Below are 15,169 nucleotides of genomic sequence, written 5' to 3' on the forward strand. Positions count from 1 at the left end.
CCCGCCCTCCGGCGGCGGAGCACGCCCGCCCGCCGGCGGAGGCGGCGGGGACGCCGGAGCGGGCGGCGGCAACCCGCCGGGTGACGGCGGCGGACAGCAGCCCGCGGCGCCGCCCGCCGCGCGGTCCGTGCCGCCGTGGCGCTACGGCAACCAGCCCGACGTGGTCGTCGAGTTCGCGCAGGAGCGCCTCGCGACGCTGGGCACGGACAACCCGTGCACGCTCACGCAGCGGTGGACGCGCGGGGTGATCGACGCTCCGACCCGTGCTTCCCTGGTCTGCTACCAGCGCGCCGTCGTCAAGTCCGGTACCGAGCAGGGCAAGAACTCGGCCGCGATCTTCGACACGGACGAGGAGGGCACCCTGGGCCGCGCCACGCTCACCTCCCTCTGGGTGCAGGGCGTGCGGCCCGATCAGGTCGAGGCGGGGACGACCAGTATGCAGACGACGCAGGTGATGGCCGCCTTCTGGTGGGCGATGAACCGCGACTTCAGCGACGCCGACCTCGACCGGATGCGTACCTACTCCCGTCAGGGCGCCGACTACTTCCGTACGGGCCGGCAGACGCCCACCCGCTACGGCAGCAACGTCTCCGGGCACATCGCCGACTACCAGACGGCCGTCGGCCTGACCGCGAGCGGTACCGCCGACTGGCCGACGCTGCGGAAGATGCTCGGCGGCAGCGTGAAGTAGAGGGAGCCGCGGCGGACGGACGAGAGGAGGGGGGCCACCCGCACGGGTGGCCCCCCTCCTCCGTCGTACGGGCTGTCACGGCGCCCAGGGTGTTCCCGCGTCCGGCACCAGCCGCCCGGCCTTGCGGTACTCGCGCCGCGCCCCGGCCCGTACGTCCTCGGCGGTGACCGCCGAGCCCCGGGCCGCCGCCAGATAGCCGGCCGTCGTCGCCGCCGACCGGATCGCGCCGCCCGCCAGCTCGAACTCCTCGGCGCAGCGGGCGATCTCCTCGTCCAGCCCCGCCTCCCGCGGTGTGCCCGCCAGGCAGGCCTGCCAGAGCACGATCCGCTGCTCGGGGTCCGGGAACGGGAACTCCACGACCAGGTCGAGCCGGCGGGTGAACGCCTCGTCGATGTTGGCCCGGAGGTTGGTGGTGAGGACGGCGATGCCGTCGAACGCCTCCAGACGCTGGAGCAGATACGCGCTCTCCAGGTTGGCGTAGCGGTCGTGCGAGCTCTTCACCTCCGACCGCTTGCCGAAGACGGCGTCGGCCTCGTCGAAGAGCAGCACGCAGTCGGTGCGGTCCACCTCGACGAAGATCCGCTCCAGGTTCTTCTCGGTCTCGCCGACGTACTTGTCGACCACCGACGACAGGTCCACCACATAGAGGTCCAGGCCCAGTTCGCCCGCCACGACCTCGGCGCCGAGCGTCTTGCCGGTGCCCGACTCCCCGGCGAACAGCGCGACGACCCCGCGCCCGCGGCCGCCACCGGTGCGCAGCCGCCACTCGCCGAGCACCCGGTCCCGGTCGCGGGCCCGGCCGGTCAGCTCGCGCAGCAGCCCCAGCGGCTCCTCGGGGAGCACGATGTCGGCGAAGCCGACGGCGGGCCGGATCCGGCGCGCGCGGCTGTCGAGCAGCGGCGCCGAGACCAGCCGTGCCCCGCGCTGCACCTGCTCGCGGGTCAGCGCGGTGCCCTCGAACGCGGCGAGTGCCCGCGCCGTACGGGCGGCCCGGCGGATCTGGTCGCCGCTCAGCCGGTACGGCGCGGTGGCCTCGTCCAGGTCGAACTCGACGTCCGCTCCGCCGAGTTCGCGGTGCCACAGCGCGCCGGAGGCGGCGGCCGTGTCGCCCGGCGCCTCCAGGGCCACCAGCTCCCCGTCCGGCAGCCACCCCGGCTCGGGCGCGTCGACGCCGGCCAGGACCACCGTCACCCCGTGCCCGGCGAGCGCCCGCACCAGCGGCCCGGGCTCCGGCGGCAGCGGCTCGACCACCACGGCCGCCCCGCGCAGCCGGGCCTCCCGCAGCAGCGCGCGGGCCGCAACTGCCGTCGCGGACTCCGGCCGGCAGCGCAGCACGGGCCGTCCGGCGGCGCGCAGTGCGGCCACCACCGCGCCGGTGGCGGCACCGGGCACCCGCTCCCGCAGATGGACGGTGACGGGGCCGGCGGTAGCGACCCGTGCGGCGAACGGGGGGTGAGCGCCCTCGGCGGGTTCGCCGGGCGGCAGCAACTCGACCCCGGCGTCGAGGAGTTGCGAGTCCAGTCGGCCGTCGTCGCCCAGCAGGTGCGCGATCACCCGCTCCGGCACCCGCAACGCCCGCCCGGGCAGCGGCCGTTCCTCGTCCTCGACTTCGAGCAGGGCCCCGGCGCGCAGCGGCGCCGCCGGGTGGAAGCGGTCGCGGGCGGCTGGGGCGAAGGTGCCCGTGCCCGCGAGGTCGAGGGCGAGCTGCACCGTGGCGCGGCGCCGTCCGACGTCGTCGTTGAGGTACCCGTACAGCGCCTCGAAGCCCCGGTCCACGTCCGGCGCGAGGGCCGCGACGAGGATGTGCGCGTCGAGCGCGGAGAGGCCGAAGGCCCGGCTCAGCGCGGCGAGCCGCGCCGTCCCGCCACCGCCCCCGTACCCGTACCCGTACCCGTCACTGTCATCCTCGCCGGGCAGCACTGCTCCCGCGTCGGGCGCGGCCGTACGGACCGGCTCGGCCGCGATCCGGCGGGCGGTCGCCTCGGTGACGTACAGGCCGCGCATCGGGTCGGCGGCGGTCGGGTCGCCCGCGCTGCGGGCCTCCACGAGCGCGGCGACCCGCGCCCGCAGCGCGCTGATCAGCTCAGGGAGCTCACTCACGTCCGGCCCCGTCCCGGGCGCCTGCGGCGCCGGTGCGGCGGCGCAGCGTGCGCGGCCGGGAGTCGGAACCGCCTGCCGTGTCGGTTCCGCGCACGACGAACTCCGCCTCGGTGACCGGCGGCGCCGCCCCGTACACCGGAGTGACCGGGAACGGCGTGGTGATCACCACGTCCAGGGACGGCTTGAGCTCGCCGCCGAGCGCCGACCAGATGTCCGCGAGCGACCGTGACTCGGCGGGCGGTGCCGCCACCGACAGCGGCAGCGTCGGCGCGATCGGCCGTACCGACGCGGGCACCGCCTCACCGGACAGCGCCTCGTGCGGCAGCAGGGCCGCCAGCGCCCCGGCGAGCAGCCGGTGCTCGTCCTTCGGCTGCGCGGTCCAGGCGGTCACCAGGTACGACAGCCGGAACCAGCGGGGCGGCCGCAGCCTGCGCGTCACGATCCCCTGGGCGTCCCGCTCGGCGAGCGACCCGCGCTCCCGGCGTGCCACGTCCTCGCGTATGTCGTAGAGGTACGCGTTGAGCGTCGGCGCGCTGCGCCGGGCCGCCCAGTCGCGGGTCGGCGCGTCGAACGCCACCTCGCCCGTGACCGCCGTCCCCAGCAGCCGGCCCAGGGCCTCGTCGATCTCGTGGAACATCAGATGTAACCCTCGCGGAGCGCGTACGCGACGGCATGCGCCCTGTTGGTGAGTTGGAGCCGCGTCATCAGCGCGTGCAGGATGTTCTTGACGGTGCGCTCGGAGTAGGCGAGCTGCTCGCTGATCTGCCGGGTCTCGAAGCCCTCGGCGAGCAGCCGCAGCACCTGCACCTCGCGCGGCGCCATCCCGAACAGCGGCACGGCCCCGTTGGCGGCCGCCCTCGTCGTCGTCGCCCGCTGCAGGCGGCCCACCTGGTCGAGCAGCCGGCGCACCAGGTCCGGCGGAAGCTCTCCGTCGCCCTTCGCCGCGCTGTGGATCGCGCTCAGCAGCCGCTGCTCGGTGGCCTGGTGCCGCCAGATGATCGCGCGCACGCCGTACTCGACCACGGTCAGCAGGTCGGGTTCGCGCAGCTCGCGGGCGACCAGTACGAGCCGCTGGTCCATGTCCCGACCCAGCCGCCGCAGTTCGGCCGTGGTGGGCTCGTCGATGCGGTCCGCGATGACCACGGCGATGCGCGTTTCGCCGGGGTCCGCGGGCCCGCACTCGGCGGCCTTCCGGTCCTCCTGCCCGGAGCGGACGTCGATGGTCGGCTGATGCCTCAAGTGGCTGATCAGCCCTGCCTTGGCGAGCGGATCTGACGAGTGCACCGTCACCGTCACCCGCATGGTGAGCACCTCTGCTACCTGCACTTTCCCCCTCGTGCGGCCACCCGCGCCGTGCCGGGCACCTGGTCGGGGCACCGGGCCGGACGGCCGCACCGGTTCCGTCGGTCCGCGGCGACGAGACGGCCACGGTGTTCCGACAGGATTCCGCTTCGCACTAACGTTCCGCTGCCGCGTCGCTAATGCAGGGCGTCGCCGGTGAGGCGCGGGGTGACGGCCGGCGGCTCGTCCGTCACCGTCGCGGTCCACCCGTCGCCGACGGTGACCCTCACTTCGCGCCGCCCACCGGCCGCGGCGGGGCCGAGCCGTCCTCGAAGAGGACCCGCGGAGCGCCCGTGCCGTCTGCCGGTACGGTCCAGGTGTCGTCGGTGTCGGCGCGGTTCTCGGCGGGCAGGGCGTAGCCGACGGTGCGGTCGTCGAGCCACACCGCCTGGTCGTCCACGCTGCGCCGCTCGGCGAGCGGTGTGGACTTCAACGTCCGCAGGTCGAGGACGTGTTCGCGCCACAGCGCGGTCTTGCCGAGCACGCGCTTCTTGTACGCGACGCGGGTGCCGTCCGGGGACAGCGACGGGCACTCCACGTTCTCGGCGAGCGTGGTGACCGTACGGGCGGTGAGCGAACCGCGCACCAGATACGTCTGCTCGCCGGTGCTCAGCGTCGCGTAGAAGGTGTCGTCGTCGGTGGCGAAGGTGACGCCCCAGAAGTTCACGTCGGAGTTTCGGTAAGGGCGCCCGTCCAGGACGACCCGGAACTCCTCCAGGTTGGGGACGAGCCGCCAGCCGCGGGTGTCGAGGATCGCGGTCCGGGTCGAGAAGAACGCCGAGCCGTACGACTCGCCCTTCACGAACACCGTCCAGGCGGCCAGGTGTCCGCTGGGCGACACCCGGGCGCGGCTCGGGATGCCGGCGAGCGGGTACGACCGCACGGTGCGCAGGCCCGCGTCGAGGATCTGCGCGCGGTAGGCCGGGCGGCCCAGGACGGTGGTGGACTGGAGGCAGACGCCGGTGCCGGCCGCCGAGTGGAAGCGCAGACAGCTGACGTCCGAGGCGGTGCGGACCGCGCCGGCGGGCCCGGTCACCGGGACGGAGACCAGCCGGTCGCGCCGCGGCCCCGCGGCCGTGTTGCGGAACACCAGACGGCCCGGCGCGTCCAGGGTGACCTTCCCGTCCGCGAACGCCGGTCCGCCCGGACGGGGCTTGTTCTCCTCCTCGGCCCGGTCGGCCGCGGAGAGCACGGACCAGGCGCCCAGACCCGCGAGGAGCAGCACCCCGGCGGCGAGGACGAGCAGACGGCGCAGCGGGGTGAGGGTCATCGCGGATCTCCCGAAGGGCGCAGGGCCACGCCGGCGACCGCCGCGCAGCAGGCGAGGCCGGCCGCGGCCGTGGCGAGCGCGGGGCCGTCGCCCCACGTGGACCACGCGGCGCCGAAGGCCAGCGAACAGCAGAACCGGGCCAGCGCCTGACCGGTGCCGACCAGCGCGATGCCGCTGGCCCGCAGCCGCTCCGGCACCACGGCGGCGACCGCCGCGGGCAGCACGCCGTCGGTCGCCGCGTAGAAGGCGCCGTGCAGGGCGAGCACCAGGTACGGCAGCGCGGGCGTGGCCGGCGCCCACAGCAGCAGCCCGTACGCGAGGAGCAGCCCGGCGTGCCCGGCGAGGAACACGGCGCGGCGCCCGACCCGGTCCGCGAGCCGTCCGGCGGGCAGCGCCAGCAGCAGGAACACGGTCGCGGTGCCGAGCGGAAGCAGCGGGAACAGCTGCTCGTCGAGCCCGGTGCGGCGTTGCATCAGCAAGTAGAGGAACGCGTCGCTGACCGTGGTCAGTCCCAGCAGCACCGCGCAGCCGAACAGCACCCGGAGGCGGCGGGTGCGCAGGAGGCCGAAGGCCGCCCGCAGATCCACCTTCGGCTGCCCCGGCGGCGCCGTCTCCGCCGCGTTGCGGCCGCTCGGCACGAACAGCAGCAGTACGAGCACCCCGAGCGCCGCCACGCACCCGCTGACCGCGAACACCGCGTCGTAACCGCCGGCCGCCACGCCCAGGATGAGGAACGCGGCCATCGGACCGAGCAGTGCGCCCGTGGTGTCCATCGCCCGGTGCAGGCCGAACGCCCGGCCCTGCCGCTCCGGCGGCGCGGACAGCGAGATGAGCGCGTCGCGCGGGGCGGTGCGCAGGCCCTTTCCCGTACGGTCGAGGGCGAGGGCCGCACCGATCGCGCCCAGGTGGTGGACCAGGAGCAGCGGCTTCACCAGGGCCGACACGCCGTACCCGAGCCCCGCCACCAGCTTGTGGCCCCGCACCCGGTCGGCGAGATGGCCGCCGGCGAGCTGCACCAGGGCGGACACCCCGTTCTGCACGCCGTCGAGCATGCCGAAGCCCAGCGGACTGAGCCCGAGACCCATCACCAGGTACAGCGGCAGCACCGCGCCGACCATCTCGCTGGACACGTCGGTGATCAGGCTGACCGTGCCGAGCGCGAGGACGGTCGGGGAGACGGCGCGGAGCGCGCCGCGCGCCCGGCCCTCGCGGTCCGGCGCGGTGGACGACGTCTCCTGTGGGCTCCGCGGTCCCTGCGGTGCGGAGCGGTCGGCCAGATACACGTGATTCGGACTCCAGCCTCGTCGAGCGGGTGAGCGCGGGGCCACTGTAACCGGCGGCCCCCGGCGGAAGGGCGCGATCGGTGCGGCTTCGCGACTGCTTGCCACCAATTCCGCGAAAGGCGCCTTCGTCACCGTGTTGTGCGCCTATCTTCCCGTTGTACGCTGCGAGTTGAGCACGGCGTTCGCGCTGTGCGCAGGGGGTGTTCGTGGGGGTTTCACCGGCAGGAGGCCGAGGCGTCGACGCTTCGAGGCCGACTGCCCTTCTCGTCATGCTCATCAGTCTCGTCAACAGCTAGGCGCGCCGACCTTTCGCGCGGCCCGGCACCACCGGTGCCGTGCCGCGATGTCGTCCTGCGCGCACGCCGATCAGCCAGCCGATCCGGGCCAGCCGCTCTGGTCCGGGACCGACCCGAGGGGGGTGGGTGTGTCCGATCGTCCTGCCAACACACCCGACATGCCACGCAGTTCACGGATGACGCGGCTCGCGGAAGCGGACCGGCCGCTTCACGACCTCGCCGTCCGACTGCTCGACGTGGCCGAGCGCGGCCTGCCGCGGATGCTGACGCCGGAGGGGACCGGCTTCGTCTTCACCCGCGCCGCCCGGCCCGGCACCACCACGCTGGAGCAGCGCGGCACCAGCGTCCGCTACTCCGCCATCACCGCGCTCGGTGTCCGTTTCCTGCCCGAGGACCGGCAGCGCGCCGTCCTCGGCGGGCGCACCGCCGGGGAGTTCACCGGACTGCTCGTCGAGCGGCTGCCCGGAGTGGGCAACCTCGGCGACGCCGCGCTCATCGCCTGGGCCGCCGCCGAGACCGGCCACCCCAAGCTGTCCGACGCGCTCGACCGGGTCGCCGCCCTGGACCCGCCCGGGAGCTCGCAGTACACGGTGGAGGCCGCCTGGGTGCTCTCCGCGCTCGCCGCCGCCCGCGCCACCGTCGACGTGGAGGACCGGCTGGCCGCGGCCCGGAACCGGCTGCTGCGCGCCCGGATCGGCGACAGCCCGCTCTTCCCGCACGCCACCGGTCCCGGCCTCACCCCCTGGTACCGCGAGCACATCGGCTGCTTCGCCGACCAGACGTACCCGCTGCAGGCCCTCGCCCGCGCCCACGCGAGCGGCGACGACCCGGAGGCGCTCGCCGCCGCCGACGCCTGCGCCACCCGGATCTGCGCGCTCCAGGGCGACGGCGGCCAGTGGTGGTGGCACTACGACGCCCGGCGGGGCACCGTCGTCGAGGGCTACCCCGTCTACAGCGTCCACCAGCACGCCATGGCGCCCACCGCGCTGCTCGACCTCGCCGAGGCCGGCGGCACCGACTTCGCCGAGCCCGTCCGCCGCGGCCTGCGCTGGATGACCGAGGTCCCCGAACTCGCCGCCGCCGGCCGCCACGCGCCGCTGATCCTCGACGACCTCGGCGTCACCTGGCGCAAGGTCTACCGCGGCGACCCGAAGAAGGCCGTGCGCGCCGCCCGCGGCGTGAGCACCCGCCTGGTGCCCGGCCTGCGGCTCGGCCCGCTGGACGCCGTGTTCCGGCCCGTCGCCGTGGACCGCGAGTGCCGCCCGTACGAGTTCGGCTGGATGCTTCACGCCTGGCTGGGCACCCTCGGACGCGACGGGGCGGAGGCCAGCGCGAGATGACGCCACGTCAGAACCTTTTCGGCGTCACCCTCGACGCCCTCACCATGGACCAGACCGTCGCCCGCTGCCTCGCCGCCGTCCGGGCCGCCGAACGCCTGGAGATCGGCGTCGTCAACGCCGCCAAGCTCGTCAACATGCGCCGCGACCCGGCCCTCGCCCGCGCCGTCTCCGGCTGCGACCTGGTCCTCGCCGACGGCCAGGCCGTGGTGTGGGCCGCCCGTCTCCTTCGCCGCCCGCTGCCCGAACGCGTCGCCGGAATCGACCTGTTCATGCGGCTGCTCGCCGAGGCCGAGACCACCGGACACTCCGTCTACCTCCTCGGCGCCCGGCAGGACGTCCTGGAGAAGATGCTCCGGCGGATCGCCGTCCGCTTCCCCGGCCTGCGCGTCGCCGGCAGCCGCAACGGCTACTTCGACGACAGCGAGCAGCCCGCCGTCGCCGACGCCATCGCCGCCAGCGGCGCCGACATGCTGTTCCTCGGGATGACCTCGCCCAAGAAGGAGATCTTCACCGCCGGTTACGGCGAGCGCAGCAAGGTGAAGCTCGTGCACGGCGTCGGCGGCTCCTTCGACATCCTCGCCGGCGTCACCCGCCGTGCCCCCGAGCGCTGGCAGCGGCTCGGTCTCGAATGGCTCTACCGCGCCCTGCAGGAACCGCGCCGGCTCGGCCGCCGCTACCTCACCACCAACGTCTCCTTCGCCCTCATGACGGGACGGGAGCTGCTCCGCCCTACCGCCTCACCGTCGATCAGCACCGCAAGCAGGGGGGAATCGTGATGCGCGTCGTCGTCGTGGGACAGGGTTACGTCGGGCTTCCGCTGGCCATCCGGGCCGCCGAGGTCGGCCACGAGGTGGTCGGCTACGACGTGGACACCGAGCGGGTCAAGAGCCTCGCCGCGGGCGAGTCGTACGTCGAGGACGTGTCCGCCGAGCGGATCCGCGCCGCCCTGGACGCCGGCACCTACCGGGCCACCGACTCGGTACGGGACTGCGGCGGCTTCGACGTCGCCGTCGTCACGGTGCCCACCCCGCTGCACGAGGGCACCCCGGACCTGCGCTACATCGAGGAGTCGGCCCGCTCGCTGGCCCGCTATCTGCGGCCCGGCGCGACCGTGATCCTGGAGTCGACCACGTACCCGGGCACCACCCAGGAACTCTTCGGCCCGCTCCTCGAAGAGGGCTCCGGACTCGTCGCCGGGGCCGACTTCCGGCTCGGCTACAGCCCCGAGCGGATCGACCCAGGCAACCCGGTCTGGGGCTTCGAGCAGACCCCGAAGATCGTCTCCGGCGTGGACGCGGCCTCCCTCAAGGCCGTCCAGGGCTTCTACGACGGGCTCGTCGACACCACCGTGCCCGTCGGCTCGCCCAAGGAGGCTGAGCTGGCGAAGCTCCTGGAGAACACCTTCCGGCACGTCAACATCGCGCTCGTCAACGAGATAGCGATGTTCGCCCGTCACCTCGACATCGACGTGTGGCAGGCCATCGACGCCGCCTCCAGCAAGCCCTTCGGCTTCATGCGCTTCACGCCCGGACCCGGCGTCGGCGGCCACTGCCTGCCCATCGACCCGTCCTACCTGTCCTGGCGGGTGCAGCGCGAACTCGGCCAGTCCTTCCGCTTCGTCGAGCTCGCCAACGACATCAACAACCACATGCCCGACTACGTGACCCGGCGCCTGGTCAACGCCTTCAACACCCGCAAGCGCGCCGTCAACGGCTCGCGCATCCTCCTCCTCGGCCTCGCCTACAAGAAGAACACCGGCGACGCCCGCGAGTCGCCGGCCCTGCCCATCTCCCAGCTCCTCCTGGACATGGGCGCGGAGGTGCGGGCCGCCGACCCGCACGTGGTCGAAGGCCACAACGTCGACTCCCGGCTGGTCCGCGTCGAGCTCACCGAGGAGGAACTGGCCGCCGCCGACGCGGTGGTGCTCGTCACCGACCACGACGCCTTCGACTACGCGCTCGTCGAGGCCCACGCCGACTACGTACTCGACTGCCGGCGCCGGCTGAGCGGTCCCCGGATCGAGGTGCTCTGAACCGTATGCGCATCATCTGCGTCGCGGGCGCACGGCCCAACTACATGAAGATCAAACCGGTGATGGACGCCCTGGAGGCCCGGGGAGCCGAGGTGTTCCTCGTCCACACCGGTCAGCACTACGACCCGGCCATGAACGACGTCTTCTTCCAGGACCTCGGACTGCGCCCGCCCGACCGCTTCCTCGGCGTGGGCTCCGGAAGCCACGCCGCCCAGACCGGGCGGGTGATGACGGCCTTCGAGCCGCTCGTCGACGAACTCGCGCCGGACGCCGTCGTGGTGGTCGGCGACGTCAACTCCACGCTGGCCTGCGCCCTGGTCACCGCCAAGGCGGGCCCGCTGCTCGCCCATGTCGAGGCCGGGCTGCGCAGCCGCGACTGGTCGATGCCCGAGGAGGTCAACCGGGTCGCCACCGACCGGCTCAGCGACTATCTGCTGGCCCCCTCGCAGGACGCCGTCGACAACCTGCGCGCCGAGGGCTACCACGACGACCAGGTCCACCTCGTCGGCAACGTCATGATCGACACCCTCTTCGCCAACCTGGAGCGGGCGAAGGAGTCGGACGTCCTCGGCAGACTCGGCTACGAGGCCGGCGGGTACGGCCTCGTCACCCTCCACCGGCCCGCCAACGTCGACGACCCGGAGATCCTCGCCGGCCTGCTCAAGGGCCTCGGCGAGGTCGCCGGGCACTGCCCGCTCGTGCTGCCCGTGCACCCCCGGGCCGCCGAGAAGCTGCACGCGCTCGGCGTGCCCGGCGGCATCCGGCTCGTGCCGCCCGCCGGCTACCTGGACTTCATCGCCCTCCAGGCCGACGCCCGGATCGTGCTCACCGACTCCGGCGGCGTCCAGGAGGAGACCACCGCCCTCGGCGTGCCCTGCGTGACGCTGCGGGACAACACCGAGCGCCCCGTCACCGTCGAGCAGGGCACCAACGTCCTGGCCGGCCGCGACCCCGCCCGCATCGTCGCCACCGCCGTCCGGCTCCTGGACGACCCGCCGCCGCCCCGCCGCCCCGAACTCTGGGACGGCCGGGCCGGCGAGCGGATCGCCGGGGTGCTCCTGGACGGCGGCACGGCGGCCGACCGCCCCCGTCCGACCGACCACCGCCCCCGTCCCACCGACCACCGCTGACGTCATCGGCGACGGCCGCCCCACCGGCCGTCGCCGCCCTGAAGTCACCGGTCGCACCGACACCGCAGAACACCGCAGACCGCCGAACGTGGTGATCGCGAAGGGCTCACGTCCGCTCGCGATCCCACCTATCCTCATCTGCGGCAAGGCAGTTGAGCAGCCGCTCCGCACGGGGGCGCGCAAGGGGGAGCCATGGACCTCGCAGAGATCTTCCGGGTCATGCGCCGGCGCTGGTACGTGCTGGTGCCCGGGCTGCTGCTCACGGCCGGCCTGACCGTGGGCGCCTGGCTGTTCGTGCCGGTCTCGTACCAGTCGCAGAGCACCGTCGCCATGCTCAACTCCCGCAAGGGCGCGGCCGCCGACGGCAATCCGTTCCTCAGCATGGAGCCCTCGCTCACCGGCATGGCCGACAGCCTCGCCCGCAACGTCAACTCCGACGCGTCGAAGGCGGATCTGAAGGCCGAGGGGATGAGCCTGAAGTACGAGGCGAAGATCGCCGACAACGCGCAGGGGCCGCTGCTCTGGCTCACCGTCACCGGCGAGGACAGGGCCGCCGTCCTCAAGGGCAACAAGACGCTGATGGCGTTCACCGCCCGGCGCCTCAAGGAGCTCCAGGCGGACCAGAAGGTGTCTGCGGACTCCATGATCCGGATCACCACGATCGTCCCGCCGCAAACGCCCGAGCCCCAGCTCAAGAACAAGATCCAGTACCTGGTGATGGCCGCCGGCCTCGGCGTCGTCCTCAGCCTCGTGGCGACCTTCTTCGCGGAGGCCCGCCGCCGGGGCGCGAAGCCGCGCAGGCACCGCCAGGAGCCGGAGACCCGCCAGCCCGCCGAAACGGAGCCCGGGACGAAGCCCCGGTCCCAGCCGCTCCCGGAGGCCCGGCCCGCGTCCGATCTCGTCGAGGAGTCGTTCGGCGCCGGGCCCGAGCCGTCCGTCGAGCCGTCCGTCGACCAGCCCCGCGACCAGCCCACCGTCCAGCTGCCCGTGCACCCCCCCGCCGAGCGCCGCCCGGCCAAGCGCCCCCCGTCCTGGGTGAAGTGACGAGGAGTCCTCCACGTGGAATCCGACGCCCCCGACCAGGCGTCCCTGGGGACCAAGGTCCGCTCCGCCACCCGCTGGAGCCTCGTCAACACGATGGTGATGCGGCTCGGCAACTTCGCCACCGGCATCGCCCTCGTCCGCTACGTCCTCGACCCGGCCGCCTGGGGCGTGTACGGCGTCGCGCAGACCGTCCTGATGGTGCTGCTCTCCGCCAACGAACTCGGTGTCACGCTCGCCGTGGTCCGCTGGGAGGGCGACGTACGCCGCTTCGCGCCCACGGTGCTCAGCCTCAGCGCCCTCTCCAGCGGCCTGCTCTACCTGGCCCTGTTCGCCGCCGCGCCGGGCGTCGCCGCGCTCCTCGGCGCGCCCGAGGCCACCGCCGTGCTGCGCGTGATGTGCCTGTGCCTGATCCTCGACGGGCTCTCCCAGGTCCCGGCCGGGGTGCTCACCCGGGAGTTCCGGCAGGGCCGCCGGATGGTCGTCGACGCGCTCAACTTCGTCGTCAGCACCTCCGTGACCCTGGTCCTCGCCCTGCAGGGCTGGGGCGCCATGAGCTTCGCCTGCGGCGCCGTCGCCGGAAACGTGGTGGCCCTCGCCGGCTGCGCGATCGCCGCGCCCGGCATGCTCCGCTTCGGCTGGGACGCGGGCCAGGCCCGGGCGCTGCTCCGGTTCGGCCTGCCGCTCGCCGGAGCGAGCCTGCTGGCCCTCGCCGTGGTCAACGCGGACGCCATGATCGTCGGCGCGGTCCTCGGCCATGTCGCCCTCGGCTACTACATGCTCGCCTTCAACATGGCCGGCTGGCCCGTCCGGGTCATCTCCGAGACCGCCCGCCGGGTCTCCTTCGCGGGCTTCTCCCGCCTGGCCGACGACCCCAAGGCGCTCTCCGACGGCTTCGCCCGCGCGCTCGGCGCCCTGATGACCACCACCGTCCCGGCCTGCGTCCTGCTCGGCGCGCTCGCCGGCCCGCTGGTCGAGCTGGTGTACGGGGCGCGATGGCGGCCGGCCGCCGAGGCGCTGCCCTGGCTGATGGCCCTCGGCCTGGCCCGGATCGCCGCCGAGCTCACGTACGACTGCCTGGTGGCCGTCGGCCGCCGCCGCTCGCTGCTGCTCATCCAGGGCCTGTGGCTGGTCACCCTGGTCCCGGTGCTGATCCTCGCCGCCCGCGCCGGCGGCATCGCGACCGTCGCCGCCGGGCACGTCCTGGTCGCCGTGGCGGTCGTCGCGCCCGCCTTCCTGGTCGCCCTGCGGCGCGGCGGCATCGCGGCCCGCGCCCTCGCCACGGTCTGCGTACGGCCGGTGCTCGGCGGCCTGGTGATGGCCGCGCTCCTGGTGCTGCTGCGGCAGCGGCTCGGTGAGGGGCTCGTCGCGCTGTGCGCCACGAGCGTCGCCGGGCTCGTGGGTTACGGGCTCTGCGCCCTGCCCGCCCGCACACTGGTGCGCGGCGCACTCGCCCGGCGCCGCCGGAGCCGGGGACCCGAGGCCTCGCCGGAGGGGGCCGCCGCGGTCCCCTCCGTACCGGCACAGAAGCAGCCGGCCGCCCCGGCGCACGAACGATGAGGTGAGTCCCCTGGACCCGCTGGACCGATCCGGCGCCCGAGACGGCCGCCGCCCCGCCCGTCGCCGCAAGCTGCTCGGCGCGGCGCTGCTCGCCGCCGTACTGCTGTTCTCCCTGTTCACCTTCACGGGGCTCGGCCAGCAGGCGCTCTGCCTCGGCGGCGCGGCGCTCTGCGACTCGCGCGCCATCACCGCGCCCGGCGCCGGCGGCACGCCCACCGGCCCCGGCGGCGGCAGCACGGACGGCAAGCCGCGCGCGCCGAAGGGCTGCGCGAGCCCGCGCGCCTGCGGCTACCCGGACGCCTCCACCACCGGCCCGCGGATCGCGGCCCTCACCCCGCAGTCCACCGGCAACGCCTCCATCCGCACCGACGGCACCCTCATCAAGGGCTGGGACATCACCGGCTCCCTCGACATCTACGCCAACAACGTCACCGTCGTCGACAGCCGCATCACCTCCACCAACTGGTGGGGCATCAACCTGCGGCCCGGCTTCTCCGGGCTGCGCGTCCTGCACACCACCATCACCGCCGTCCCCGGCAAGGGACCCGACAACGGCGGCTCCGACTACGCCGTCTCCAACATGAGCACCAGCTCGGTCGAGGTCGCGTTCTGCGACGTCTCCGGCTTCGGCGACGCCCTGTCCATGGGCCAGGGCAACCTGCACGACAACTACGTCCACGACATCGCCGCCTACCACAACCTGGACGGCCAGTGGCAGCACACCAACGCCGTCATCAGCAACGGCGGCGGCCAGGGCAAGCTGATCATCCGGCACAACACGCTGCTCAACCCGGTCCCGGTGGAGCAGGGCGCCTCCGCCGCCGTCGGCCTCTTCGCCGACAGCGCGCCCGTCACCAACACCGTCGTCGACGACAACTGGCTCGCGGGCGGGGCGTACAGCCTCTACGCCGGCGGCAAGGACTCGACCGGCGTCGAAGTGACCGACAACGTCTTCTCGCCCCAGTACTACCCGGCGGGCGGCAGGTACGGGACCGTCGCCTACTGGAACGCCGCGGGAAAGGGGAACGTGTGGCGCGGCAACCGGATGGCGGACGGGACGCCCGTCGTTCCCGCCCAACCGTGAG

General features: G+C 74.0%; 12 protein-coding genes and 1 pseudogene. 8 read left to right on the top strand and 5 right to left on the bottom strand.

What is annotated here, in order from left to right; genetic code table 11:
• A pseudogene (locus ACWEJX_RS11750) lies at positions 1–691 on the top strand (hydrolase); the annotation flags it as partial.
• Between the two features lie 75 nt (positions 692–766).
• Here ACWEJX_RS11750 and ACWEJX_RS11755 read toward each other — a convergent pair.
• The 5 genes from ACWEJX_RS11755 to ACWEJX_RS11775 form a co-directional block, all read right to left on the bottom strand.
• Positions 767–2,791 (bottom strand): ATP-binding protein, encoded by a 2,025-nt coding sequence (locus ACWEJX_RS11755; protein ID WP_451607315.1) that lies wholly within the window; start codon positions 2,789–2,791, stop codon positions 767–769.
• The gene (locus ACWEJX_RS11760; RefSeq protein ID WP_451607316.1) at positions 2,784–3,428 is read right to left on the bottom strand and encodes a DUF4255 domain-containing protein; all 645 of its coding nucleotides are present in this window, start codon (positions 3,426–3,428) and stop codon (positions 2,784–2,786) included. Before ACWEJX_RS11760 ends, ACWEJX_RS11755 begins: the two co-directional genes overlap by 8 nt.
• A complete protein-coding gene (locus tag ACWEJX_RS11765) occupies positions 3,428–4,093 on the bottom strand; it encodes a response regulator transcription factor (RefSeq protein ID WP_451607385.1) in 666 nt (221 codons plus the stop codon). Before ACWEJX_RS11765 ends, ACWEJX_RS11760 begins: the two co-directional genes overlap by 1 nt.
• 265 nt (positions 4,094–4,358) lie before the next feature.
• Positions 4,359–5,402: a TolB-like translocation protein gene (locus tag ACWEJX_RS11770; protein WP_451607317.1), complete on the bottom strand. Its 1,044-nt coding sequence runs from the start codon at positions 5,400–5,402 to the stop codon at positions 4,359–4,361.
• Positions 5,399–6,685, bottom strand: coding sequence for an MFS transporter (locus ACWEJX_RS11775; RefSeq protein ID WP_451607318.1), 1,287 nt, complete (start codon positions 6,683–6,685; stop codon positions 5,399–5,401). The genes ACWEJX_RS11770 and ACWEJX_RS11775 overlap by 4 nt, the downstream gene beginning before the upstream one ends.
• 454 nt (positions 6,686–7,139) lie before the next feature.
• Between ACWEJX_RS11775 and ACWEJX_RS11780 the strand changes: the two genes are divergently transcribed.
• The 7 genes from ACWEJX_RS11780 to ACWEJX_RS11810 all read left to right on the top strand — a co-directional run bounded on the left by ACWEJX_RS11780 (position 7,140) and on the right by ACWEJX_RS11810 (position 15,168).
• Entirely contained in the window at positions 7,140–8,321 is a 1,182-nt protein-coding gene (locus tag ACWEJX_RS11780; RefSeq protein WP_451607319.1) for a hypothetical protein, read from the top strand.
• Positions 8,318–9,097, top strand: a complete 780-nt coding sequence (locus ACWEJX_RS11785; protein WP_451607320.1) for a WecB/TagA/CpsF family glycosyltransferase — start codon at positions 8,318–8,320, stop codon at positions 9,095–9,097. The genes ACWEJX_RS11780 and ACWEJX_RS11785 overlap by 4 nt, the downstream gene beginning before the upstream one ends.
• Positions 9,097–10,353, top strand: a complete 1,257-nt coding sequence (locus ACWEJX_RS11790; RefSeq protein WP_451607321.1) for a nucleotide sugar dehydrogenase — start codon at positions 9,097–9,099, stop codon at positions 10,351–10,353. The genes ACWEJX_RS11785 and ACWEJX_RS11790 overlap by 1 nt, the downstream gene beginning before the upstream one ends.
• Before the next feature lie 5 nt (positions 10,354–10,358).
• The gene (gene wecB / locus ACWEJX_RS11795) at positions 10,359–11,483 is read left to right on the top strand and encodes a non-hydrolyzing UDP-N-acetylglucosamine 2-epimerase (RefSeq protein ID WP_451607322.1); all 1,125 of its coding nucleotides are present in this window, start codon (positions 10,359–10,361) and stop codon (positions 11,481–11,483) included.
• A 192-nt stretch (positions 11,484–11,675) separates the two neighbouring features.
• Positions 11,676–12,527: a chain length determinant protein gene (locus ACWEJX_RS11800; RefSeq protein WP_451607323.1), complete on the top strand. Its 852-nt coding sequence runs from the start codon at positions 11,676–11,678 to the stop codon at positions 12,525–12,527.
• A 15-nt stretch (positions 12,528–12,542) separates the two neighbouring features.
• Positions 12,543–14,084, top strand: a complete 1,542-nt coding sequence (locus ACWEJX_RS11805; RefSeq protein WP_451607324.1) for an oligosaccharide flippase family protein — start codon at positions 12,543–12,545, stop codon at positions 14,082–14,084.
• Between the two features lies 1 nt (position 14,085).
• On the top strand, positions 14,086–15,168 hold the full coding sequence (locus ACWEJX_RS11810; protein ID WP_451607325.1) for a hypothetical protein: 1,083 nt from the start codon (positions 14,086–14,088) through the stop codon (positions 15,166–15,168).
• Position 15,169 lies beyond the last annotated feature (1 nt).

The sequence above is a fragment of the Streptomyces sp. NPDC004788 genome (assembly GCF_053601115.1).

Bases quoted from the DNA above. Each gene is read 5' to 3' on its own strand.
- ACWEJX_RS11760 (WP_451607316.1), bottom strand. From the start codon at position 3,428: ATGTTCCACGAGATCGACGAGGCCCTGGGCCGGCTGCTGGGGACGGCG.
- ACWEJX_RS11765 (WP_451607385.1), bottom strand. From the start codon at position 4,093: ATGCGGGTGACGGTGACGGTGCACTCGTCAGATCCGCTCGCCAAGGCA.
- ACWEJX_RS11770 (WP_451607317.1), bottom strand. From the start codon at position 5,402: ATGACCCTCACCCCGCTGCGCCGTCTGCTCGTCCTCGCCGCCGGGGTG.
- ACWEJX_RS11780 (WP_451607319.1), top strand. From the start codon at position 7,140: ATGCCACGCAGTTCACGGATGACGCGGCTCGCGGAAGCGGACCGGCCG.
- ACWEJX_RS11785 (WP_451607320.1), top strand. From the start codon at position 8,318: ATGACGCCACGTCAGAACCTTTTCGGCGTCACCCTCGACGCCCTCACC.
- ACWEJX_RS11790 (WP_451607321.1), top strand. From the start codon at position 9,097: ATGCGCGTCGTCGTCGTGGGACAGGGTTACGTCGGGCTTCCGCTGGCC.
- wecB (WP_451607322.1), top strand. From the start codon at position 10,359: ATGCGCATCATCTGCGTCGCGGGCGCACGGCCCAACTACATGAAGATC.
- ACWEJX_RS11800 (WP_451607323.1), top strand. From the start codon at position 11,676: ATGGACCTCGCAGAGATCTTCCGGGTCATGCGCCGGCGCTGGTACGTG.